At 41.3% G+C, this 23,526-nt stretch carries 28 protein-coding genes; 5 read left to right on the top strand and 23 right to left on the bottom strand.

The window, feature by feature from the left end:
* Positions 1-319 precede the first annotated feature (319 nt).
* The 5 genes from CYL18_RS15205 to CYL18_RS15225 all read right to left on the bottom strand — a co-directional run bounded on the left by CYL18_RS15205 (position 320) and on the right by CYL18_RS15225 (position 6,513).
* Positions 320-730 (bottom strand): VOC family protein, encoded by a 411-nt coding sequence (locus tag CYL18_RS15205; RefSeq protein WP_104850381.1) that lies wholly within the window; start codon positions 728-730, stop codon positions 320-322.
* A gap of 101 nt (positions 731-831) precedes the next feature.
* Positions 832-2,973 (bottom strand): heavy metal translocating P-type ATPase, encoded by a 2,142-nt coding sequence (locus CYL18_RS15210; protein WP_104850382.1) that lies wholly within the window; start codon positions 2,971-2,973, stop codon positions 832-834.
* Entirely contained in the window at positions 2,966-3,334 is a 369-nt protein-coding gene (locus CYL18_RS15215; protein ID WP_104850383.1) for an ArsR/SmtB family transcription factor, read from the bottom strand. Before CYL18_RS15215 ends, CYL18_RS15210 begins: the two co-directional genes overlap by 8 nt.
* A 136-nt stretch (positions 3,335-3,470) precedes the next feature.
* Positions 3,471-5,036: an acyl-CoA synthetase gene (locus tag CYL18_RS15220; protein WP_104850384.1), complete on the bottom strand. Its 1,566-nt coding sequence runs from the start codon at positions 5,034-5,036 to the stop codon at positions 3,471-3,473.
* Between the two features lie 298 nt (positions 5,037-5,334).
* Entirely contained in the window at positions 5,335-6,513 is a 1,179-nt protein-coding gene (locus CYL18_RS15225; protein ID WP_104850385.1) for an acyl-CoA dehydrogenase family protein, read from the bottom strand.
* 317 nt (positions 6,514-6,830) lie between these two features.
* Here CYL18_RS15225 and CYL18_RS15230 point away from each other — a divergent pair, with 317 nt between their 5' ends.
* The gene (locus tag CYL18_RS15230; protein ID WP_104850386.1) at positions 6,831-7,172 is read left to right on the top strand and encodes a zinc ribbon domain-containing protein YjdM; all 342 of its coding nucleotides are present in this window, start codon (positions 6,831-6,833) and stop codon (positions 7,170-7,172) included.
* A gap of 354 nt (positions 7,173-7,526) precedes the next feature.
* On the opposite strand, the gene CYL18_RS15235 is transcribed toward CYL18_RS15230, so the two are convergent.
* Entirely contained in the window at positions 7,527-8,120 is a 594-nt protein-coding gene (locus CYL18_RS15235) for an MEDS domain-containing protein (RefSeq protein ID WP_104850387.1), read from the bottom strand.
* A gap of 166 nt (positions 8,121-8,286) precedes the next feature.
* Complete coding sequence (locus CYL18_RS15240; protein ID WP_104850388.1) at positions 8,287-9,045, bottom strand: SDR family oxidoreductase; 759 nt, start codon at positions 9,043-9,045, stop codon at positions 8,287-8,289.
* Between the two features lie 182 nt (positions 9,046-9,227).
* Between CYL18_RS15240 and CYL18_RS15245 the strand changes: the two genes are divergently transcribed.
* Positions 9,228-9,824, top strand: a complete 597-nt coding sequence (locus CYL18_RS15245; RefSeq protein ID WP_104850389.1) for a TetR/AcrR family transcriptional regulator — start codon at positions 9,228-9,230, stop codon at positions 9,822-9,824.
* Positions 9,825-9,980: 156 nt separating this feature from the next.
* On the opposite strand, the gene CYL18_RS15250 is transcribed toward CYL18_RS15245, so the two are convergent.
* The 5 genes from CYL18_RS15250 to CYL18_RS15270 form a co-directional block, all read right to left on the bottom strand.
* Positions 9,981-10,697, bottom strand: coding sequence for a DsbA family oxidoreductase (locus CYL18_RS15250; protein ID WP_104850390.1), 717 nt, complete (start codon positions 10,695-10,697; stop codon positions 9,981-9,983).
* Between the two features lie 84 nt (positions 10,698-10,781).
* The gene (locus CYL18_RS15255) at positions 10,782-11,564 is read right to left on the bottom strand and encodes a Cof-type HAD-IIB family hydrolase (RefSeq protein ID WP_104850391.1); all 783 of its coding nucleotides are present in this window, start codon (positions 11,562-11,564) and stop codon (positions 10,782-10,784) included.
* A 29-nt stretch (positions 11,565-11,593) separates the two neighbouring features.
* A complete protein-coding gene (locus CYL18_RS15260) occupies positions 11,594-12,553 on the bottom strand; it encodes a LacI family DNA-binding transcriptional regulator (RefSeq protein WP_104850392.1) in 960 nt (319 codons plus the stop codon).
* Positions 12,554-12,703: 150 nt separating this feature from the next.
* Complete coding sequence (locus CYL18_RS15265) at positions 12,704-13,054, bottom strand: hypothetical protein (protein WP_104850393.1); 351 nt, start codon at positions 13,052-13,054, stop codon at positions 12,704-12,706.
* A 66-nt stretch (positions 13,055-13,120) separates the two neighbouring features.
* Positions 13,121-13,585, bottom strand: a complete 465-nt coding sequence (locus CYL18_RS15270; protein WP_104850394.1) for an NUDIX hydrolase — start codon at positions 13,583-13,585, stop codon at positions 13,121-13,123.
* Positions 13,586-13,748: 163 nt separating this feature from the next.
* Here CYL18_RS15270 and CYL18_RS15275 point away from each other — a divergent pair, with 163 nt between their 5' ends.
* Positions 13,749-13,970, top strand: coding sequence for a hypothetical protein (locus CYL18_RS15275; protein WP_104850395.1), 222 nt, complete (start codon positions 13,749-13,751; stop codon positions 13,968-13,970).
* Between the two features lie 186 nt (positions 13,971-14,156).
* Here the strand turns inward: CYL18_RS15275 and CYL18_RS15280 are convergent, their stop codons facing one another.
* The 3 genes from CYL18_RS15280 to CYL18_RS15290 form a co-directional block, all read right to left on the bottom strand.
* Positions 14,157-15,056 (bottom strand): acetamidase/formamidase family protein, encoded by a 900-nt coding sequence (locus CYL18_RS15280; RefSeq protein WP_104850396.1) that lies wholly within the window; start codon positions 15,054-15,056, stop codon positions 14,157-14,159.
* Between the two features lie 150 nt (positions 15,057-15,206).
* Complete coding sequence (locus tag CYL18_RS15285; RefSeq protein WP_104850397.1) at positions 15,207-16,100, bottom strand: patatin-like phospholipase family protein; 894 nt, start codon at positions 16,098-16,100, stop codon at positions 15,207-15,209.
* Between the two features lie 295 nt (positions 16,101-16,395).
* A complete protein-coding gene (locus CYL18_RS15290) occupies positions 16,396-16,977 on the bottom strand; it encodes a TetR/AcrR family transcriptional regulator (protein ID WP_104850398.1) in 582 nt (193 codons plus the stop codon).
* Between the two features lie 149 nt (positions 16,978-17,126).
* On the opposite strand from CYL18_RS15290, the gene CYL18_RS15295 reads away from it, so the two are divergent.
* On the top strand, positions 17,127-17,861 hold the full coding sequence (locus CYL18_RS15295) for a glucose 1-dehydrogenase (RefSeq protein ID WP_104850399.1): 735 nt from the start codon (positions 17,127-17,129) through the stop codon (positions 17,859-17,861).
* Between the two features lie 153 nt (positions 17,862-18,014).
* On the opposite strand, the gene CYL18_RS15300 is transcribed toward CYL18_RS15295, so the two are convergent.
* From CYL18_RS15300 to CYL18_RS15335, 8 genes are all read right to left on the bottom strand, one after another.
* Positions 18,015-18,569 carry a cysteine hydrolase family protein gene (locus CYL18_RS15300; protein WP_104850400.1) on the bottom strand — a complete coding sequence of 185 codons (555 nt, stop codon included), beginning with the start codon at positions 18,567-18,569 and terminating at the stop codon, positions 18,015-18,017.
* Positions 18,570-18,596: 27 nt separating this feature from the next.
* Positions 18,597-18,875, bottom strand: coding sequence for a DUF3784 domain-containing protein (locus CYL18_RS15305; RefSeq protein ID WP_407984582.1), 279 nt, complete (start codon positions 18,873-18,875; stop codon positions 18,597-18,599).
* Between the two features lie 187 nt (positions 18,876-19,062).
* A complete protein-coding gene (gene arsC / locus CYL18_RS15310) occupies positions 19,063-19,479 on the bottom strand; it encodes an arsenate reductase (thioredoxin) (RefSeq protein ID WP_104850401.1) in 417 nt (138 codons plus the stop codon).
* 28 nt (positions 19,480-19,507) lie between these two features.
* Positions 19,508-20,563: an ACR3 family arsenite efflux transporter gene (arsB, locus tag CYL18_RS15315; protein WP_104850402.1), complete on the bottom strand. Its 1,056-nt coding sequence runs from the start codon at positions 20,561-20,563 to the stop codon at positions 19,508-19,510.
* Positions 20,564-20,574: 11 nt separating this feature from the next.
* The gene (locus CYL18_RS15320) at positions 20,575-20,883 is read right to left on the bottom strand and encodes an ArsR/SmtB family transcription factor (protein WP_104850403.1); all 309 of its coding nucleotides are present in this window, start codon (positions 20,881-20,883) and stop codon (positions 20,575-20,577) included.
* Between the two features lie 138 nt (positions 20,884-21,021).
* Complete coding sequence (locus tag CYL18_RS15325; RefSeq protein ID WP_104850404.1) at positions 21,022-21,267, bottom strand: hypothetical protein; 246 nt, start codon at positions 21,265-21,267, stop codon at positions 21,022-21,024.
* Positions 21,268-21,619: 352 nt separating this feature from the next.
* A complete protein-coding gene (locus CYL18_RS15330) occupies positions 21,620-21,820 on the bottom strand; it encodes a cold-shock protein (RefSeq protein WP_066102120.1) in 201 nt (66 codons plus the stop codon).
* Between the two features lie 286 nt (positions 21,821-22,106).
* Positions 22,107-22,364, bottom strand: a complete 258-nt coding sequence (locus tag CYL18_RS15335) for a TetR/AcrR family transcriptional regulator (RefSeq protein ID WP_161497153.1) — start codon at positions 22,362-22,364, stop codon at positions 22,107-22,109.
* A 433-nt stretch (positions 22,365-22,797) separates the two neighbouring features.
* Here CYL18_RS15335 and CYL18_RS15340 point away from each other — a divergent pair, with 433 nt between their 5' ends.
* Positions 22,798-23,502 carry a YwaF family protein gene (locus CYL18_RS15340; RefSeq protein WP_104850406.1) on the top strand — a complete coding sequence of 235 codons (705 nt, stop codon included), beginning with the start codon at positions 22,798-22,800 and terminating at the stop codon, positions 23,500-23,502.
* Positions 23,503-23,526 lie beyond the last annotated feature (24 nt).

The raw sequence follows: 23,526 nt of genomic DNA on the forward strand, positions 1-23,526 counted from the left end.
ATAGATCAATGGAGAAGTTTTATTTTCACATCCAATAAACATTGTTTTTAATTTTACACAAGAATATGGACTTGACTCCCTTTCCCCACCTTTCATACCCCTTGCATGGGCATAGGGTGGGCTTTCTCTGACGATGACCACCTTTTGTCCACCCTTTCCCCACCCTTCATACCCTTTGCATGGGCATAGGGTGGGCTTTGCCTGGCTTTTCCCACCTTTCATACCCCTTGCCTAGGCATAAGGCAGGCTTTCTGTTATCCACACTAAAAAGAACGCAGAGTTTCTGCGTTCCCATCTATAAACTAGTTAATTAATTCTTTTAATTTTGTGCCTGCTTAAACACCGGACTCAGTACGCTCCATACATCAAAAAGATTGCCATCCGGATCAGCAAAAACAAAGTTATTGCCGGCATGTCCCCTGTCTTCTATTTCACCGACAGGCATTTTTCGCCTCTTGAAATCCTCATGAAGGTCAGTAAGCGCTTTCTCTCCATCGACTTCAAAGGTAAGAATGAAGTGTTTTTCTCCTTTTTTATCTACAAAATTCGTCGTTTGCCCTACGTTTGAATGAATTAGAAAGAAGCTATGTCCAGCCAAGTCTACAATAGCTTTTTCTTCATCAAGATGCTTTAATTCTGCCCCTAAATGATTAACATACCATTTTTGTGACCTGTCTACATCTGTTACGGGAATATAGATAGTACCTATCCTGTTAAGTTTTTCATGCATGCTCATTCATCCCCTTTTTCTCTGTTCTACAATAATAATTCGCTATTTCAGGCAAAGATTCCTTCAATTTCAACAAAAAAAAGCGGGCAACCCCACTTTTTTTATTTCTCTTTTATCTTTAATAATCGCATGCTGTTGAGCGTTACAATCAAGGTAGCTCCCATATCGGCAAAGATTGCGATCCAAAGGGTAAGCCAGCCTGGTATAACAAGAATGAGAGCGAATGCCTTAATACCGAGTGAGAAGATAATATTTTGCTTAATAATCTTAAGGGCTTTTCGGCTCAATTGGATTGTGTAGGGAAGCTTATCAAGATCGTCAGCCATTAAGGCAATATCGGCTGTTTCTAAAGCGGTATCTGTTCCTGCTCCTCCCATTGCGACACCGACGCTTGCGGCTGCCAAGGCTGGTGCGTCATTCACCCCATCACCAATCATGGCGACATGGTTATATTCTGCTCGCAGTTCTTTTATATAAGTCAATTTCTGCTCAGGAAGCAAATCAGAACGAACATCTGTTACACCCACCTGCTTTGCGACGGCTTCAGCGGTACGTCTATTATCACCCGTCAACATGACGGTTTTTTGGATTCCGGCTCGGTGCAGTCGCTTAATCGCCAAGTTGGCCGATTCCCTTATATGATCGGCAACCGCTATTAATAGCAGAACATTTTGCTCTGTTGCCAGTACCATCACCGTTTTTCCTTCAGCTTGAAGGACAGAAATCTGGTCATTAATCTCATCTGTGAGCAAATCGGCCTTTAACTCCTTAAAAAGGCTCGGACTGCCGACATAATAACATTGTTCGTTAATGGTGGCTGAAATTCCCTTCCCAGTAATGGATTGTACATCCTCTGTCTCAATAGAACTCAGATGAAGCTCTAATTGCTTTGCTTTTTCGACAATCGCTGAGGCAAGCGGATGACCCGAGCCCTTCTCAATAGCTGCCGCCAATGCCAAGGCATCGTTTTCCGTAATGCCAAATGCAATCAAATCTGTAACCACTGGTTTACCTTCTGTTAGTGTTCCTGTTTTATCAAATGCAACAACCTTTAAATGTCCTGCTTCCTCTAAATGAATGCCGCCCTTAATGAGGACACCATTTCTCGCCGCATTACCAATCGCTGTTACAACGGCAACCGGTGTTGAAACGACAAGTGCACATGGACAGCCGACCACTAATGCTGCCAGCCCTTGATATATCCAAGTACTCCAATCCCCATCCAATAGAAGCGGCGGAACAATCATAATCAGGAACGCGACAGCCATGATAGCTGGTGTATAGTATTTCGCAAATTTATCCACGAAGGCCTGTGATGGAGCTTTCTCTGCCTGGGCATCCTCAACTAATTGAATAATCTTAGCAATCGTCGTATCGTCAACGCGTTTCGTGACTTCAATTTCCAATAAACCTTCTTCATTCAATGTCCCGGCATACACCTCATCACCAATGGTTTTTGTTACAGCGATACTCTCACCAGTTATGGCCGCTTGATTTAATGATGAACTGCCTTTCCTCACTACCCCATCCATGGCAACCTTCTGCCCTGGTTTGACAATCATTAAGTCATGTATCTCTATTTCATCTACCGGTAAGATCATTTCCTCATTTCCTCGTCGAATCAACGCTTCATTTGGTGCAAGATTCATTAATAGCTCAATTGACTGACGAGCCTTATCCATTGAATAACGCTCAAGCGCTTCACTGAAGGCAAAGAGAATGACGACAATCGCTCCTTCTCTCCATTCCCCTATGAAGGCGGCGCCAATGATGGCAATCGTCATTAATGTATTCATATCAAAGGATAGCTTGCTTAGATTCTTCAGACCTGTCCAGAACAAGGAATACCCTCCAACGGCTATCGACAAGAAAAATCCGGTAGTCGGGATTATATGCCTTTCCCCATATACGACTGATAATACAAGGCTAATGAGAAGAAGAAAGGCAGAGGCATACACCTTCCAATTTTCTTTTTGTTTCCAAAATGGCACACGCTCAACGCGCTTTTCCTTCTCATTTCTTATTTTTAAATTTTCGAATGCGCCTGCCCGTTCAATCTCATGAATGGTTGTCTCCCCTTCCACATATATCTTCGAAGCGCCAAAATTAATCTTTGCATCTGTTACGCCTTCTAATTTTTTGACATTATCCTCGAATATTCTTGCACAATTGGCACAGCTTAAACCTTCTATACGATAGGTTTTCCCTTCTGGTTCATGCTGTTTCTGCTGAAGTTCAGCCATTTTCTTTCACCTCTTTTTTATGAGCAAGAGCAACCATCATGATTTGCTTGATGTGATCGTCATCTAATGAATAATAGACGAGTTTTTTCTGTTTCCGGTATTTTACGATTCCTTGCTTATAGAGGTTCCTCAAATGGTGAGATGTATTCGCAACGCTCGCAGCAATAATATTGGAAAGATCGCATACACAAAGCTCTTCCTCACAGCATAGGGCATAGACAATTTTGGTCCGATTCTCATCAGCTAGAGCCTTAAATAATTGTGTCATATCGCTTAAATTCTCCTGCTGTATTTTCCCCTGTACTTGTCTTACCTTCAGTTCATCTGAACAATCTATTTCACATATATCTTTCTCGTTCATGAACAATCACCCATTTCATTCAAGCGTTCATTTGATTAATTATATCAATGTTTACCTCATAGATTCAAACAATTACTTGAGTGAAAATCATAATAAAAAGGATAAGCGAATCTGCTTATCCTTCAATCAAGTTTTGTTAAAATTGTCCGGCATCTTCAAGCGCCTGTTTACGAAGCACTTGCTTCAGCACCTTGCCCGATGCATTTCTGGGCAGCTCTTTTGCAAACTCTACTTTCTTTGGTTTCTTATAGGAAGCTAGCTGAATGCTGCAATAAGCTATCACCTCTTCCTCCGTAAGACTCATGTCCTGTTTTAAGACCACGATGGCCTTAACGCTTTCACCCCAAACCTGATCTGGAATCCCGATAACGGCACAATCCATAATTGCTGGATGTCCTTGGAGTACTGCTTCAATTTCAGCCGGATAAATATTTTCCCCTCCGCTGATTAGCATGTCCTTCTTCCGGTCTATCACATAAATAAAGCCCTCCTCATCCATCCTGACCAGATCGCCGCTATGAAACCACCCGCCTTTAAAGGCTTCCATCGTCGCTGTCTCATTCTTATAATATTCCTTCATCACACTTGGTCCGCGATAAACAATTTCACCAATTACACCAATCGGAACATCATTCATTTCCTCATCTACGACCCGCAATTCAACATTTAAAGCAGCCCTTCCTACAGAATCTGTCTTTCTAATGGCATCCTCTCCTTTTAAAATTGTGGCTGATGATGCTGTTTCCGTCTGACCGAACGTATCAATCAGGAAGGCAGAAGAGAAATGTTTTAGAATCAGCCGTTTTAACTCTAGCGGACAAATCGCACCGCCTGTCGTGCAGCTAGTGACAGAGGACAAATCGAATTGTTCGATATTTGAAATCTGGAAAAGGTAGTTCCACATTGTCGGGACGAGCGCCAAGGTGGTAACTCCTTCTTCCTCGATTGTCTTTAGGACGGAAAGAGGTTGATATTCCTTTTGAATAATCGTTTTACCGCAGACCAGTACGGTCCGAATTAAGATCATAATGCCCGCAATATGGAATAAGGGAACCGTCGCCAGCTGAACTTGATGTAAGCTTGCTTGGCCCTCCCACATCATATTAAACCCATTCACGCATAAATTCTTATGGGTGAGCACCGCCCCTTTAGGAAGGCCAGTCGTTCCAGAGGTATAGACAATCATGACAGGGTCATCATCATCGATATTTAGTGGCTGGTACGTCACATCTTGTTCGAAAAGCTGTCTATAAGCCAGGAAGTCCATATGCTCAGGAATCTTCCCATTAACGATAATTGTTCGTACTTTAGGCAGTCTCTCCTTCATCTCCCAAACGATGTCAGCATATTCTTCATCAATAAACAGTATCGCACAGTCAGAATCGTTCAAAATATACTCAAGCTCCATCGCTCCCAAACGAAAATTGACGGGTACTCCGGCATATCCTGACAACGCCACGCCAAAGAACACCTCTACAATCGCAAGCGAATTCTTCATGATGAATCCAACCTTATCCTCCCGCTTCAGTCCCCTGGCCATTAGCCAGGCAGCCAGATGGCTTGCTCGCTGGTCAAGCTCTTGGAATGTCCTGGCCTCTGTCTCATACTTAAATGCATCCATGAATGCTGAACGATGGGTTGCGCGTTTCAAAAGCTCTCCCACTAAGAGCTGTGAAGAAGCGTTCAATGAAGAAGTTGTCATGACTCTCTCCTCCAATCTTCTAAATAATTGCATGCACTTTCTCACAATATCTTTCAGTAGTATTCTTTCGAAAAATATATTCAAAGGCCTTGTATTGTTCACATACATTGCTCTTCCATTAAGCTGCCTCATCAAATGACTGTTATTAAACCATCAGCCCCTTAAGGCTCTTCTTCCTCGTGGTTGCAGCAGTTTCTTTGATCATAGCAAGGACTAAAAAATAGTAACACCATAGCCTTTTGCCACAGGACCGCATAAGCGCTCTCTCAACCATTTACGTAGTGAAGCAGCATTATCCTTACAGACCCATTCTCTTTGCAATGATTACCTTCATGATTTCATTCGTGCCGGCAAAAATAGGAGAAACCGCGATATCACGATAACGTCGGGCAATCTTATATTCTTCCATGTATCCATATCCGCCATGAAGCTGCATGCATTTCGGCGCATTTCTCCTGGCCATATCAGTAATCCACCATTTTGCCATCGACACTTCAGTCTCAATCTGATCTCCATTAATATGCCTATGGATTAATTGATTAAGAAAGGTTCTTCCGAGCTGGACTTCTGTTGCTATTTCCGCCAAGATGAATTGTGTGTTCTGGAATTTTGCGATTGGCTTTCCAAACGCCTCTCTCTCCTTCACATAGGAAAGTGTTAATTCCAGCATGTCTTCAACAGCCACCTGACCGCCAATTGCTGCAAGAAGCCGCTCCTGCTGCAAGTTTTCCATTAAGTATTTAAAGCCTTCTCCTTCGTTACCGAGCAGATTTTCTGCCGGGACCTTAACGTCCTCAAAGATTAGCTCCGCCGTATCCTGGGCATGCATCCCTACCTTCCTAAGCTTACGGCCGCGAGAGAAACCGGGTGTGTCTTTTTCAACAATGATGAGGCTAATGCCTTTATGAGCCGGCTGTACATTTACATCGGTTTTACAAGCAACAATAACGACATCAGCGTGAATACCGTTTGTGATGAACGTTTTCTGCCCATTAATAATATATTCGTCTCCATGCTTCACTGCAGTCGTTTTAATGCCAGCGAGATCCGATCCTGTGCCCGGCTCGGTCATGGCTATCGCCGTAATGGTTTCTCCGCTAACACATCCAGGCAAGTATTTATTCTTTTGCTTTGCAGTCCCAAACGCTTCAATATAAGGGACCATAATTCCGCTATGTGCACCCGGGCCTGCCATGCCACCGCCAATCCTCCCCGTTTCCTCTGACAGGATTGCCGAGAAACCAAAGTCCCCGCCAGCACCCCCATACTCCTCACTGACAGATGGGCAAAGAAAACCGCTCTCTCCCATCTTCCGCCAAAATTCTCTTGGAACGAGCCGCTCTTCTTCCCATTGTTCAAAATAGGGCAGACATTCCTTCTCTAAGAATGTACGCAATGAATCCCGAAACATCACATGCTCTTCCGTATAATAGGGGCGTTCCTTCTTCTGCTTATCAGATATCGCTGTCTTGGCCATTATTTCTCCTCCCTCTTCTTTAACCCGCCCGTCACACCAGGTGCGACTTTTGTCAATTGGCTCTTGCCTATTAAAGTGCAATAATCATGCCAATTCTTAAGCCTCGTATCGAAGAGTGCCTAAACAGCTATATTCCGGATTTCCCTACATTTTCCCATAGGGCTGTCTGCTACTCCCAACACTCTAACATCCATTTTTTACATGCCATTGCCATATTGTCTTTCAGGAAAGACTATGACAGTATAAAAGCAGAGAAAATGCAGAGAATGAAGACGGCATTTTATGCCCTTCTCTCTATACACAACGGAGGAATCATCATGGAAAACTTACCAAATTGCCCGAAATGCGGCTCAGAATACACATATGAAGACGGAAGCATGCTTGTATGCCCTGTTTGCGCGCACGAATGGACACTAGAATCTGAAACTGAGAACAATGAGGATGTTAAGGTTGTCAAGGATGCGAACGGCAAAATCCTTAATGATGGCGACACCGTATCTGTTATTAAAGATTTGAAAGTTAAAGGCAGCTCGTCTGTCATCAAAATCGGCACAAAAGTAAAAAACATCCGTTTAGTGGATGGAGACCATGATATCGATTGCAAAATCGAAGGCTTTGGCGCAATGAAGCTTAAATCAGAATTTGTAAAGAAAATCTAAGTAAGAAACATCTGCCGGATAATTGAACGGCAGGTGTTTTTTCATGTAGGATATTAAAGAAAAGGCTACAGGCTAATCGCCCTACCGGCAGATTCTTCCTTTGAAGGATTTATTAAGAGAGGATTTTTCTATTCCTATATTTATCTAATCAAATCTGTCATAATAACATCATTCTTCCTATAGCGAAAGGGACCCTTCCCAGCTATTTAGTCTATGTGAATGGGCTAAGTAATGATTTCAGTTTCAAGCTCGCACTGGAGCAATCAGGGAATCTGATTTATGCGCAGCACGCCTCTTATTCCCAATTCTCTCGCTACAATTTCTGCTAGTACGGCTATCCATCACATATCTGTTTTATCCTTTTTTACATGATTTGCTCGGTTGTACATAAAGCTCGGAAACGACAATATCATTTTCTGACATGACATAGCCATGGCACTTCATTAGCTGTTCTTCAAGCGTAGCAGGCAAACGGCTTTGATCATAGGCACAAACCAAATATAGACCCTGCTCATTGACCACCATATCAGCTTCTGCTTCAAACTCTTCCAGAATAGCAACAATTCCTTCCTGCTGTCCCCATTCAACATGTGCCCAAATTCTAAACGAGATTCCTTTATCAAAGAAGGGCTGCAAGGTTCTCGATAGATGGCCGAAAATGATTTCAGGCTGGAAGCTGCCTGTTGAGACATAGTAATCGAAATTATTAATCATATGAAGAGAGCCCATCTGTTCGCTTGTCATTCTTATTTTCAGTTCATCCTTAAGGATATTGATAATTCGCTGGCTTTCTATCAACAAGACATGGTCTCCCTGCTCCAAGGCAGAATCAATAAAAGCGATTAAATGACAAATATATGTATCTTGTTCTTTAATATTATAGAAAATATGAACACCTTTCTTTTCTTGAATTATCTTGTTTAGCTTTGAGAATTTATGTTTTAGCAATTTTATCACTTCCCCGTATCTAATTGGATATTTCTATAAATATAGTGTAACATTTCCAGTTAGATGATTGGTTTGTTAAATTCCAAAAATCAGTCCAAGAGAAATAAAAAGGGGAAATACCCATTGCTGGTATTCCCCCTCTACTTAACAAGTTACACGTTCACAATCAATAAGCTGTCCAGCCGCCATCTACCGTTAAGACCGTTCCGTTTACAAAGCTAGAATCATCTGAGCCAAGGAACAGGGCAGCCTGAGCGATTTCTTCTGGTTTGCCTGCTCTTGGATTAATCCCCATTCCTGCTTGCATTCTAGATGCACCGAACTTGTCTACATTCATCATGGATGCCTGAATATTGGTCATAACGGCTCCTGGTGCAATAGCGTTGCAGCGGATGCCTTTTTGAGCATACATATAGCCTGTATTTTTCGTAAGACCGATGACAGCATGCTTGGATGCCGTATAAGCTGCACCGGCTCTTCCTCCATTAAGACCGCCTGCAGATGCAATATTTACAATGATACCGCTTTCTTTTTCAAGGAAGATTGGCAAGACTTTTCTTGTCATGCGCATGACGCTTGTTGTATTAACAGCAAAAACCCTTTCCCATCTTTCATCCAAAACATCTCCAGCCGGTTCAAATCCATCCATGATTCCAGCATTGTTGACAAGAACATCAACCGTTCCATATGCCTCTACTGTTGAATCAACGAGTGCTTGTACATCCTCTTCGACAGCCACATTTGTTTTCATGGCTATGGCTTCCCCGCCTGCCGCTTTGATTTCTTCAACCGTTTCATTTGCTCCGTCTAAATTTAAATCAGAAACGACTACTTTCGCACCTTCTTTTGCATACAGCTGGGCAATTTGTTTTCCCATACCTGATGCAGCACCAGTTACTATTGCTACTTTCCCTTGAAGTTTCATCGTCAATTTCCCCTTTTCTCATAAGTAAACAAATGTTGAAAAATATACACCTGTCTCTTTTTAGTATAAAATTTTACTGAGTATTCCTCAATATTCAAAAAACGTTTATTTGTTGACTAATAGACAGACCTTTATCATTCTGTTCATTATGATATTGATTTTGCACACAAAGGAGAATTTAGATGACAATGGATAGACGGGTTTCCAAATCCAGGCATGCATTGAAGCAAGCCTTAATTACCTTAATGAATAAAAAAACGTTTAAAAACATTACCATCTCGGAAATTGTCGAATTGGCAGACTTAAACCGCGGTACCTTCTACAAGCATTATCAAGATAAAGAAGACTTATTAAACGATCTTATCCACGACGTTTTATCTGATCTTACGGAATCATACCGGGCCCCATACCAAAATCAGTCTGTCTTTTATTTAGATCATCTCACTGCATCAGCCATCAAAATTTTTGACCATGTCACCAAATATTCTAATTTCTATACCATCGTCATTAATGATGATGCTCTCCCTGGATTTCTGAATAAGATTGGTGAATTACTAAAAGAATTAGCTATCTCTGACCATATGAAAGATGTAAATATACAAGATATCGACCGCAATCTTATAGCAAGTTATCAATCCTATGCAATATTAGGATTGATTGTAGAATGGGTCAAGGGCGGTTTTATTTATACCTCCTCTTATATGGCCACCCAGCTGCTAAACATCCTGACGATGGAGATCCCTAATAAATTCACGCTAAAACAAAATGAATTTAATTAGTCCCTTCTGCTTATCTGCGAGTAAGATGTAGGCTGGCTAAAAGACAGCAGTAAATAAAAAAACCGAACGATTATTTAAAACTCAGGTTTTAAAATAATCGTTCGGTTTTTGTTTTCAAATATCGAATGAATAGAAATTCTAGTTAAATCTGGAGCTTTATTCTTTATCTTCTACTTCACAGCTGTCGCCGGTACAGACATCCCCGCTCGGTTCAATCCGGCTTATTGAAGAAAGATTATTTTCCTCTTCCCACACCTGATTAAGGGTTTGCTGGAAAAGCTCAAGCGGTTGCGCCCCAGAGATGGCATACTTTCGGTTAAAGACGAAAAATGGGACACCTTTAACACCAAGCGTCTGCCCTTCAAGCTGATCACGTCGCACATCGGATTCATAGGCATCACTAGACAGTACTTCCTCGGCGCGGACTTGATCCAGTCCTGCTTCATGCGCAAGCTTCAGCAACGTCCTATGACTGCCGATAAATTCAGATTCGGTGAAGTGAGCACGGAAGAGCCGCTCAGTATAAGCTGAAGCCTTTCCGACGGTTTCTGCATATTTCAACAGACGGTGCGCATCTAATGTATTCGTTTGCTTCATAGAATCAAACTGATAGCGGAGGCCAACCGATGCGGCATGCTCCTTAACGCGATCGGTCATTGAAGCGGCTTCCTCGGCTGAAACGCCCATTTTCTTAGCAAGCATTTCATTCATGGAGATGCTTTCATCACTTTTGGCATCAGGCTGCAGTTCATAGCTTTTATAAACGACATCTACCTGGTCACTATGTTCAAAAGATTCAAGTGCTTGGTCTAGCAAGCGTTTCCCAATGTAACAGAATGGGCAAACAAAATCTGACCATATTTCTATTTTCATTTCGACATCCCACCTGTTCATCTAACATTATCTAGCTTCTACTTTCACAATAGTAGAGATATCGAAAAGAATCAATTGTTTAGCTTACAGGAGCCCGACCATTTGAAGACCATGCAGGATTCCTTCTTCATCGACCGGCTTGGTCACATATTTGGCCACAGCCTTCACACTCTCTAGAGCATTTCCCATTGCTACGCTATTTTCAATATGGGTAAGCATCTCAATATCATTCAGACCGTCGCCAAAGGCGTATTGCTGCCCTTTCGAAAAGCCAAGCCTTTCTGTTATCTTCTCAATTCCTTTTGCCTTGGAACCGCCGCTTGGCAGGATGTCAACAGAGAAGGGATGCCATCTGATGAAATCGAAGTCCTTAAAGGTCTCCTCATAGAAACGCTCCTCCCCTTCCGGACAGAAGAGCAGCGATTGATACAATTCCCTGCCTTGATGATATAGAGGATCATGTGCGGGCGAAACATCTAGCCGTAGCTCGCTGATGCTCTCTGTAATATACTTATGCTCCGGCGGAACATTTGCCCGCATATCCTCGTGGTCCATATACACAATCGGGTGCTCCCTCTCAAGTGCAGCCTTTGTCAATTGTTCCAGAGCAGCCGCCTTTAATGGATTGGCATAAATGACCTCACCTTGCAACACGACATACTGCCCGTTATAGCTGACGAATGTGTCGATTTCAAGCTCACGGCGTAAGCCCTCAAACATGAAAGGTGCCCTTCCAGTCGCAATCGCCACTTCATGCCCCTTCTCCTTTAATTTAAAAACCGCTTCCTTCGCCGAAGACGGAAGTTTTTTCTCATGGTCTAATAAAGTTCCATCAATATCAAAAAAGATAACACTTTTCTCTTTCATAGCCATTCCTTCTTCCAGTTGATAGTTTGTTAAACTGTCCCTCTCTCAATCAAGGAAACAGTGACTTCCTTACTGTTTACTCCTCCCCCTAATGCTTGTTCAAAGAGATGTTCTCCCATATGCTCAAGCGGGATTTCCATGGTAGTGATGTTCATCATCTTCGCGATCGGCTGGTTGTCAAAGCCAATAATCGCTAATTCTTCAGGCACCTTTATATGCATTTGATGGCAGCAAAGCATAACACCTGCAGCCACTTGGTCGCTTGTTGCAAGCAATGCGGTTGGAGGTTCAGAGATTGATTGGAGGTGCTCAATCACTTTCTTTCCATCTTCAAAATACAGACATTTGTCGATAATATAATCAGCACGGTACACCAATCCATGGCGCTTAATAAAATCCTTATAAGCCTGATCACGATCACGGCTGCTCGTCCCGGTTACCCGGCTGATGGTATAGCCAATTTTCCGGTGTCCTTTTTCATATAAGTAATCAAGGGCAGCCGTAAATGATGCATAATGGTCCACATAGGTTGCGGAAACAGGCTGGTCTTCCCTCTTTTCTGCTACTACGATGGGTCCATATTGCAAATGCTCTTCAATGATAGACCATTTACATCCCCTTGAACAAATAATCAAGGAATCAATTTGCTTTGTCTTTAGCATTTGCAGCGCTTCAAGCTCTACTCGTTTCTGATAATCTGTTTGGAATAAGACGAGCTTATAATTATGCTCCAGCGCCTTTTTGGCAATCCCCTTCAAAAGGAGTCCAAAATACGGATGGTCCGTATATGGAAGAACCACTCCCATTAGATGCGTCTTTCCTATACTTAAATGAACAGCATTGATATTCGGATAATAGTCCAGATCATCAATCGCCCTCAGTACAGCCTTCCTTTTTTGTTCACTAACATAGGGATGCTGATTCAACACACGAGAGACAGTCGTTACGGAAACGCCAGCCCTCGCTGCCACATCTTTAATATTTGTCATATTTTCACCTGAATATCGTTAGTTGACATAAGTTAAGTGTAAAGTATGAAACGCGTTTCATGTCAATGAGAGAAAATAAATTATTTTATAAGAAATAAAAACAAAAGGGGCGAAACGGATATCCGCTCGCCTCTAGTAGGAGATTTATGATTAGGTAGAAGACTTCAAAATACTTATTTCTATGTATCTGGCCATATCTCCAATCGTATGGAATTCATTAATTGCAGGTTCCTCTATCTTTGGAAATGACGATAGACTGAAATACTTTTGCATATGATGAACGGCACGGCAAAAAGCTTCTTCATCCATTCCATATAGATCTTGAATGGATGATTGGATGGACAGCTCCCTGGCATGGAGCTTCGCAGATGGCGGCATGCAATGCAGGAGCCATTTCATCGTTCCAATTAAAACTCTATATTCAAATTCGTTCATCCCTAGCTGTTTTCGATTCTGACGTTCCAGCAATGCCAGCTGGAAGTCAATAATTTTTTCATTCATGAGCTGCACTCCTCTTATTAACCATGACATGCCATAAGGTTCGCAAAGCTCATGAAATTTATACAATTAATTATTTTTTTGATGCTGGCTCAAATAATCCTCGATAACCATGCGATGACTCTTCACGATTTGGCTTGGAAGCTCATCAGGATTAAAAAAACGTACCTGATGTGATTCCGTTAAATCCGCATTCAGCTTACCATGAAAACAGCGAGTATGATAGGCACATGTCACCATATAAAATTCATCCCCATTCTCCGCAACTGCAAAATGATCCGGACCAGAATAAACATTAATCATCTTCAAGTTTTTGACCTCTAAGCCCGTTTCCTCCCGTACTTCTCTCTTCGCCGTTTCCTCTGCACGCTCTCCTAGCTCCATCAACCCTCCGGCTAGCCCCCATGTCTTGTCAGGATACACTCTTTCCTGCAGTAATAGCCTCCCTCTTTCATCCACAATCACGACTACACAGCCTACTAAAATTATTGGCCGATGTCCGACCAGACTTCTGATGTCTTCAATATAGCCCATCTTCATCTCCTCCACGCCACCAATAAATAGACTAATTAGAAAAACAGAAATTATGTGCAAACTCACAATGAGAATGCCCGGCTAACAGCTTTGTTAGATAGAGCAAAATTGACTCATTTTGATGATATTATACAAACATAGTTTAAATATATGAGGTGCAAGTATGAAATCACTAACAAAAAACAGCTTAAAATATATGATTGATTTAGAGATATTAAAGGCCGAAGAGGCAGTCAATTCAGCTAACACAGTTAGAAACTATTCTCGTAAACTAATTGAGTATAAAAAAGCAAAACAACTCAAACAACTGGCCAAGGAATTAGACATGGGCCAAGATTATGTTGTCTCTCATCTTGCGAAAATCACCAATCAAGCTATTATATAATTATTTTTTGAAATGCCACCTTTCGGCATTTCTTTTTTATAGCAATAAAACACAGAAAGTAAAATCCTATCTTTCTCACAGCCCTGTTTAAAGAGATGTAGCCTTCACTAATTTAATCTTATATAGACAACGCACTAATAACCAAGACAGACTGGACATGTTCGTCATCTCCAGTCTCAATAACTATTAAAACAACGTTACCTCATAGGCATCAAAGACCTGTGTTGGAACAAAAAATCTAGCTGTCATTAAAGGGTCAACTATCTGCGAGACCTGCACATGCCCGCTTACACTGAAGAGCATAGACAAATCACCTACAGATAGCCCAGTCAGCGGCTGCATGAGATCAACAAAACACTCCACAGCCTCTTTCGCAGCTTCATCCAATGTTGGCATGGAAACGATTATAGCTACTCCTTCCTCGTTAACGACAAATGGATGGGGAATCGATTTTCCTTTAATGACCTCTAAAGTAACCGTTACCTTTCCTGCCACCTCAATGCCAGAGACACCTATTTCACCATCACCCATCGCTGCATGCAAATCTCCCAATCCAAAGAGCGCTCCCTCCTGGAAGACCGGTAAATAAAGTGTAGCCCCCTTTGTAATCAATGTCGTATCCATATTTCCCCCATGAGCTCCTGGAGTTCCGCAGGAGATTCCCTCATCTGCAGGGGCAACGCCTATGACTCCAATCATCGGGTTTATAGGCAATCTTAGCCGTTCATTAAATACATATGTATGATCCTCAATATCCACTTTCTTTATCGTGAATTCCTCCAGGCGATGACCCATGACTCCTAATTCCTTGCCAGTTGCGATGATACCTGTTTGAGCAATCTCCAAATCATCAATGGTTACCTTTAATATATCCCCTGCTTTAGCACCCTCCACATAAATGGGGCCTGTAGCGGGATTAATTTGCTCCCAGTCGATGGCATGATACGATGTCTCCTCTGATTCGATCTGACCTAAGAAACAATCATGCGTCTCAATTATCACTTGGGTGCCTGAAGATACGACTAATGCTGGCTCATGTTTCTTATCAAAGGAATAGATAAAATGCTCTTTATGGAGTATATCCATTTTCTTTCCCTCCCGCTCTATAATTGATAAAATATTCAGTTATTTTATTCATCATACTAGAATTAGCCTGCTTTAGACAAGATAGCGGCTTAAACAAACCCAAAACAAAAAGCCGGGCGAATCATTTCCCTGGCTTTCTATGTTTTATAATTATAGAGACATTTCTTTACGTTTCCCAACGTAATTACTTGCAAGAAACTCTAGCAGTTCAGGAGCCCGGTCGTAAAATTGCTCCATCCCTATCTTATGCGAGTTCCACATCACCTTGGTATCCTTCTCGAAGCTTTTCAAGGCATGCGGCGGGCGGTAGACAAATGCTCGTCCTTCCTGCTCCATCTTTTCAATCAAGTCCATGGTCTTATTGTAATTGTCCGCACGCTTTTCCATCGCTCGTACCAATTGCGGATACTTCTTGCGGAAAAGCTTCATCGCCCATTTCGTTTGGCTATCAAGCACCTTTCGATAACCCCGTTCACGTGTCAGGATAATGACATGCTTATCATACCCATCCGCAATAGCCTTCTGAATTGGGATTGGATCCGCCAAACCGCCATCATAGTAAGGAATGCCATTCAGTTTGATTTCCGGGAACAATAAAGGAATGGCACATGACGCCCGTAGAATTGTCGCTCCCTTATCCATCGTTTTCCCATCCACATATTCAACCTCTCCTGTATAGGCATTAGTCACGCCAAACAGTAAAGTGCCCTTAAACGATTGGAAAGTTTCCCAATCGAAAAGATCTATTTGGTTAGGAATAGTATCATAAGCAAATGTTAGCCCGAACAGGCTCCTCTCTGTAAGAAAATTTCTCATCCCAACATAACGTTTATCATTACGGTATGTAGAGAGAAAGCGAATCGTCCGATTTTTCTGCTCAGACACATAGGAACAGGCACTGATAGCGCCCGCAGAAATTCCCAATATGTAAGGAAACATGATTTCACTCTCAAGGAAACCATCCAATATCCCTGCCGTATAAACTGTGCGAAATGTTCCGCCCTCAAGTATTAAGCTTGTATTATTCACATTGATTGGAATCATGAAACCCGGCCTCCTTTTTCTTTGATTATTATAAATGGTAAACCGCTCAATTTTAAGTCATAAATCTTTACCGGTTTACACCAGTCCCTTTCATTTAAATGACAATGTTCTAATACTTCCTAAGAGTAATCATTAATCTCCAAATAATCCATTGCTCAATGCCATAGGAACGAACGAGATTTTTTCATTCCTTGAACATCTCACTCCTTCTGCCACAGACCAGCCCTTGACCTTTCTGCCGATAAAGGTCCATCTTTAGAAACCAAAGAACATCAGCAGCATGCTGATGTCCTTATTATGTGCGCACTTTCGCTTCTACGAACATTTTCCCCTGCAGATAGGCTAGTTTCTTTGCCATAACCTCAGGTGGCTCCTTGAAATCCCCCATCGCCCAGTAAAGAAAGAAGCCAAGGCTCCCATAGGTAGAAAAGTAATTTAATACCGGTATTTCTACAACCGATTTCTCCTTTAACTCAAGCTCTGTACCCGATACCTTCACGAGACTTTCACAAAATTGATTCTGCGAACCTGGAAGCACGACACCTTTTAGAATCAACGAGAAAATAAATTGATTCTCATAGATGAATTCAAAGATCGGAAGCTGCCTATCTACATCGTTTGCCGCAATGCTCTTCTGGTTTTTGAAGCTTCTTCGAAAGTTATCAACCAAACCCTCCAAATAATCATCAACGATAGCTGAAAGCAACGCCTGTAAATCTTTATAATGTGAGTAAAAAGTCACCCGATTACACCCAGCTAATTGAGCTACCTCAGTGATTGTTATATCGAGTAAATCCTTTTCCTTTAATAAGGCTAGTAAAGCCTTCTTAAGATTTCCCTTCGTCCTTACTGCTCGGCGATCTTCATTACCAGCCATATACACCCCTCCTCATCTCCTAAATACAGACATATTCTTGTATTTATTATGACATCAATCCTTTTATTGGACAAACACCTTACTTATCTGTTAATTTACAGATGTAAAGTAATTTAATTATTTAGGAATACCATAAGGGGGGAATCGTTATGAAACGATTAGAGGGAAAAGTAGCGATTATCACAGGCGCTGCTCAAGGTATGGGTGCTTCACATGCACGTAAATTCATTGAAGAAGGCGCAAAGGTCGTACTAACAGACTTGAACAAGGAAAAAGGGGAAGCATTATCTGCAGAGCTAGGTGAAAACGCTTTATTTGTCAGTCAAAATGTCACAAGTGCTGAAGATTGGGCAAACGTAGTCGCAGAAGCTGAAAAAACGTTTGGCAAAGTGGATGTATTGGTCAATAATGCCGGCATCACGATGGCGAAGTCCATTCTGCAGACTACAGAAGAAGAGTATCGCCGCATTGTCGAGATTAACCAAGTGTCTGTTTTCCTTGGTATGAAGACAGTGATTCCTGCCATGCAAAAAGCAGGCGGAGGCTCCATTGTCAATATCTCTTCCATGAATGGTCTTGTAGCAGGAGCAATCGGCTATACTGATACGAAATTCGCCGTGCGCGGCATGACGAAAGCTGCTGCCATTGAATGTGCTAATTATGGCATTCGCGTAAACTCTGTCCACCCTGGTGTTATCGCGACACCAATGGTTGTACAAGAGGATACAAAAGCAGCTGTAGAAGCATTCTCTAAACATATCCCGCTCAAACGCGTCGCTGAGCCTGAAGAAGTTTCTAACCTGGTTCTTTACTTGGCATGTGATGAATCTTCTTACTCTACAGGATCTGAATTCGTCATTGATGGCGGAATGACTGCGATGTAATACGAGGAACATGGGGACTTTCACACAAGGTCTCCTTCCAAATGCCAGCTGTTTCTAAGCCTGTTCATACGGCTTAGGGACAGCTTTTTTATATTCAAGACAGGATCTTGATTCGACGAGAGAGATTATTAAAAACCGGGAAATCATCCTCTTTTACCCTTTACTTCTCACGCAATCTGATTTCCCCATACTCCCTACAACCTCATCACTCGAGCAGACATCCGCAAACCACCTCAATATCCGATTATGATGATTAATGATACCCTGTGCTGTCAGATCGTCAGAATCCCAAGTGCTGTGTGCATCTGAAACAAGTGTAACCTTATAACCCAGGCTGAAGGCTCTCCTGCATGTCGTATCAACACACACCTCTGTTTGAATCCCCATCAGGATGACATGCTCAACCTCTTTCTTATTCAATTCTGCTTCTAATGTTGTATTCAAGAAGGAATCCGGACTCTTCTTTTGAATGATTACATCTTGATTACAAGGCTTGATTTCAGGATGAATTTCCCACCCCTCTTTACCGAATTCTAATGGCCAGCCGGCTGGCTCGTTATGCTGGATATAGAAGATGGGCATCTGATATAATCGCGCTTGATCAATAACCTTATTTATCTTTCTTAACAGTCCCTCACCTTTATAAACAGCCTCCCCTTCCTGGAACATACCATTTTGAACATCAATAACCAGCAGTGCTGTCTTCATTTTGCCTCTCTCCCTCAATACGCCTATTTAATCAAGCATTTTCGTATTCACGTAAGCAATCAAAATCACATAACCAATGACTAATATCGGAATCAAAGCCTGTGCATCCGGGTGTTTAATAAAGGCCCCGCCAACCATGACCATCCCCATAATGAGATTAAAAGAACCGACTAAACTAGCAAGCTTATCCTTATCCCTCACCTGCTGTTCATTAAAACCGGACAATAGCCTTGTTTGCTTTTTCACACCAATCAAATAAGCAAGAATAAACAATATCATCGCAATGATAATAAATGATTGGTTCACAACTCTCCCCCCTCATTTACTGGTTCTTCTTGACTCCCCCTTTTTCCTGCAGGCTACCCGAAAAAGAATTTCTCTTCCTATAAACTGAATCCCGCATATAAAGAACAGGCATTATATTAGATAACGCCCTAAAATCAATTAAAAAAAATCAGCCAAGGAGAATCTCTCCTGGCTGCCAATTCTCATTTCATTCACCTGTTTCTGCAAAATGTTTGATTCGTTCCCCAATCTCATCACGCACCCGCTGAAAGAATGCCCATTTCTCTGCTTCGGTTCCTTCTGCCTTTGCCGGATCATCAAATCCCCAGTGCACACGCTTAACATGTGGGGGCGTGACCGGGCAATGCTCATCCGCATGTCCGCATAAAGTCACGACTAAATCGGAATTATTCAAGATTTCCGGATCGATCACATCTGATGTATGTGCAGATATATCAATATCAACCTCTGCCATTGCTTTAACCGCATTCGGGTTCAGCCCGTGCGCTTCAAGTCCTGCGCTTTTCACTTCCCACCCAGGCAATAGTTTTTTCGCCCAGCCATCAGCCATTTGACTGCGGCAGGAATTTCCCGTACATAAAAAATAGATTGTTTGTTTCCCCATTACCTCTAATGTCCTCCTCATTATGTAATCATAGTTCCGTTCGAAAATATTTCCTCTGCCATCGAAGCGCTACATGAACAAGGGCAATTAATACCGGTACCTCGACAAGCGGACCAATTACTGCCGCAAAGGCAACACCACTATCGATGCCAAAAACCGCGACAGCTACCGCAATCGCCAGCTCAAAGTTATTGCTGGCTGCCGTAAATGACAGTGAAGCCGTAACTGGATAGCTCGCTCCTGCCTTTTTCGACGCGAAAAAGGATACAGCAAACATAATCAAGAAATAGATCAATAATGGTATGGCAATACGAATAACATCCAACGGAAGTTCAATTATTGTATCCCCCTTCAAGGAGAACATCATGACAATTGTAAATAGCAAGGCAATTAACGTAAGCGGAGATATTTTCGGAAGGAAGGATTCCTGATACCATTTTTCTCCCTTCAGTCTTAATCCCAAATAACGTGTGACCATCCCTGCCACAAAAGGAATACCCAAATAGATGAGAACACTTTTAGCAATTTCCCACATTGAGATGACGACCGTAAGATTCTCCATGCCAAAGACACCCGGCAGCACATTCAAAAAGAAATAGGCAAAGACGGAATAAAACAAGATTTGAAACACAGAGTTAAAGGCCACAAGCCCTGCGACATACTCCCGGTCGCCACGCGCCAAGTCATTCCAAACTATTACCATGGCAATACAGCGTGCGAGGCCAATCATAATCAGCCCAGCCATATATTCCGGATAATCATGCAAGAATATTATGGCAAGGAAAAACATCAAAACTGGACCAAGAAGCCAATTTTGGAACAAAGAAAGCAAAAGAACCTTCCAATCCTTGAAGACTCTCCACATCTCTTCATAACGCACCTTTGCAAGTGGGGCATACATCATCAAAATCAAGCCAATAGCCACTGGAATCGAGGTCGTTCCCACAGAAAATGCATCTAACATGTTTTTGAAATCCGGAACCATCACAGCAATCAAAACACCTGCTGCCATAGCTATAAATATCCATAAGGTTAAATATCTATCCAAAAAGGACAGTCTTTTTGTAACACTTTTTTCTTTCATATAAATCTCCTTCAATTTTTGCATTCGCTCTGGCAGCACTTCACATCAATTGCTTCAAGCTCATCAATAATTGCTTGAATATATGGCTTTTGTTCCTCATTCAACCGAAAATGCTTCCACGTCCCCTTCTTCCTCTCAAGTATGATGCCTGCATCCTTCAGCTTCTTCAATTGCTGGCTGACAGCAGGCTGAGATATTTGCAGGACTTCGACGAAATCACAGACACATACCTCTCCCGTCTTTAGGCACGCTAATAGCTTTAATCGATTCGGATCACTAACCGCTTTTAATTGCTGGATCATTTTTTCCATCGGTTTCATGTTTATCTCCTCTTTTTATATAACCTGTCACTTATATAATTATACTCTTATATTAAAGGTTATTCTCACTCAAATCAACATAGAACCTTTCCTATTAGAGTAAAAAAGCCGCCAATACAGGCAGCTTAACCAGATATATTACCTTTCCCCTATCCCCATTCCAAGCACCAAAAGGCTGAAGAATACCAAAGCAGCTCCATTCAGCAAAATTCCTCCGATAATGGAGGACCACTTTTTCGAAAGACAAGCAAATACTATTCCTGCTATAGAAAAAAGGGCGAATCCCAACAAAAATGGACCCACATATTCCGGTCTCAGAAAAAAAGATAGGATCAGACTTAAGCCGACCATCAGCAAGGAAAGCTTCCCGAAATTATTGTTCATTCGTTCTCCTCCTTCATAAAATGTATTCGATTAATTTATGGGTACTCCTTCTTCCATAAATTAATCGATTACTATAGCTGACATGCTGTGATATAGCTATAAGGATTGGTCTCATGCTTCCGTCATCTAATGGAGGGAATAATTGTATGATAAAATAAAGCCTGCCTATTGTTAGTTTAAATTAGGGATTATTCAAACACTGTGCTATACTTAGCCTACCATTTGATCTTACTAGTTTTAAACGTTTGTTGCAAAAGCCCTATTCATTTTATCGAATAGGGCTTTTTTTGATTTGATTAAATGAACGCAAAAAAGACCCTGCATATAATGCAAGGTCTTTCTTTAGCTATTATTAAGCTTTTTGAACGTTTGTAGCTTGTGGGCCACGTTGTCCTTGTTCTACTTCAAAAGTTACACTTTGACCTTCGTCTAAAGATTTGAAACCTTCGCCTTGAATAGCTGAGAAATGTACGAATACGTCTTCTCCACCTTCACGCTCGATAAATCCAAAACCTTTTTCTGCATTAAACCACTTAACTTTACCTTGTTCCATAATTGTTGCCTCCTAGTGTGAATCCACACAATATGTTACTATCCTTGCTCAAATACCTTAGACGAAAATCAAAATCTCTTCTCAATCTGCGAACGAACAAAAATAATTCTTCTTAAGAATAACAGAGGAGTTTTAAAATAGCAAATAATAAGACGATAACCTTTCTGTATCGTGCTCCGACTCTCAAGTACTATATCCGTCTCATGCTGTCCTCATTGAATTCATCCATGCCAAGCCAATTTTTAATGACCCATCTATCTTTCTTGTGAATGAGCATTATGCAGTCCTATTTATGAAAGTTCATGAAAATGAAATGTTCTTTCGCTGAATCAGCTAAAGTGTATTCGCGGGCCCAAGCTTCAATCTTTTCAATCATCTCATTTTCGAAGCTATCCATCATGTCATATTTATCAGCGAAATGCAGATAGAATATTCCTCGGTTAAGATCTGCACGGCCTAGTACCTCATTAATAGTAATATGTTTAAAGTCCTTTTCCTGTACAAGCTCGACACATGCATCAAATAGAGCCTTCTTGAACTTCAAGTTCTCCAACTCCAAAAACTGACATAATTTCATATTCAAACTGCACTTAAATCAACATTACGTTGATTAATTAAAATGTTACTTAACATTGTCTTTTAATTTGTCCATTAATGAATAAAGACGCAGGTATTAACTATAGTCACTATAATGGGCCACTAATATAATCAAGTTAAGATAATAGACATCGTGTTCATTAAAAGGAAGTCTTTAATTTGGGGGAATTGGAAAATTCTAATCATTTATTTTATGTTCTGTTTATCGTTATCTTAATATTAGGAATTATTTTTACGAGGGGGCTGTATTGCCAATAGTGAAAATGTATCCGAAAAAGTTGCCCATCGGTTTAGTCTTTGCAGATGAAGATACAATGGGAGAAACATTAGCAGATCCATTGGGCAAATAGAATTTCTTCAAAAATAAGGAAGGTAGTAAAATGGGATTTTCACTATATGGACCATATCATATTGGATGGCTCATTGTCATAACGTCATCCGTCATCGTTGTCAGCAAGCATTTTAAAAGTCTAGATACCACAGGACAAACTTTTGTACAGCGAATGCTTGCATGGTTTATATTGCTCTTTGAGATTATGAAGGATATTTATCTAGTTAAGGTAAATGTATTTTCAATCGACTATCTCCCCTTTGAATTATGCGGGTTAGCCATTTTTGCGATTTTTTATCATGCATACACAAATCATTCAATGATTGGAGAAATGCTCTATAATTTATTTTTGCCAGGTGCCATTGCAGCTTTATTATTTTGTAACTGGACGCACCGCCCAATTTATGAGTTTATGAGTATATTTAGCTTCATTTTTCATTTAGCTCTTGTTATGTATTGTGTGATGGTGCTGCATGCGGGCATCGTGCAGCCGAATAAAAAAAGAATAGGTGGCTCAGTTCTATTTTTAGGGATAGCAGCATCGATTATTTACCCATTAAACAAACTATGGGGTACGAACTTTATGTTTTTAAATGTTCCATCACCTGGTTCTCCGCTTGTTCCGCTTGAGTCTATTTTTGGGAATCCAGGATACATATTTGGTCTAATCTTAATTATTCTTCTCTTATGGGGCATTATGTATTTACCTTGGAAAAAGCGGAAAACTGCTTTTGTTAAATCACTTGTGAAATAAAAAAGGGACTAACCCTAAGAGTGT

This window comes from Pradoshia eiseniae (assembly GCF_002946355.1).
Classification (GTDB): Bacteria; Bacillota; Bacilli; order Bacillales; family Pradoshiaceae; genus Pradoshia; species Pradoshia eiseniae.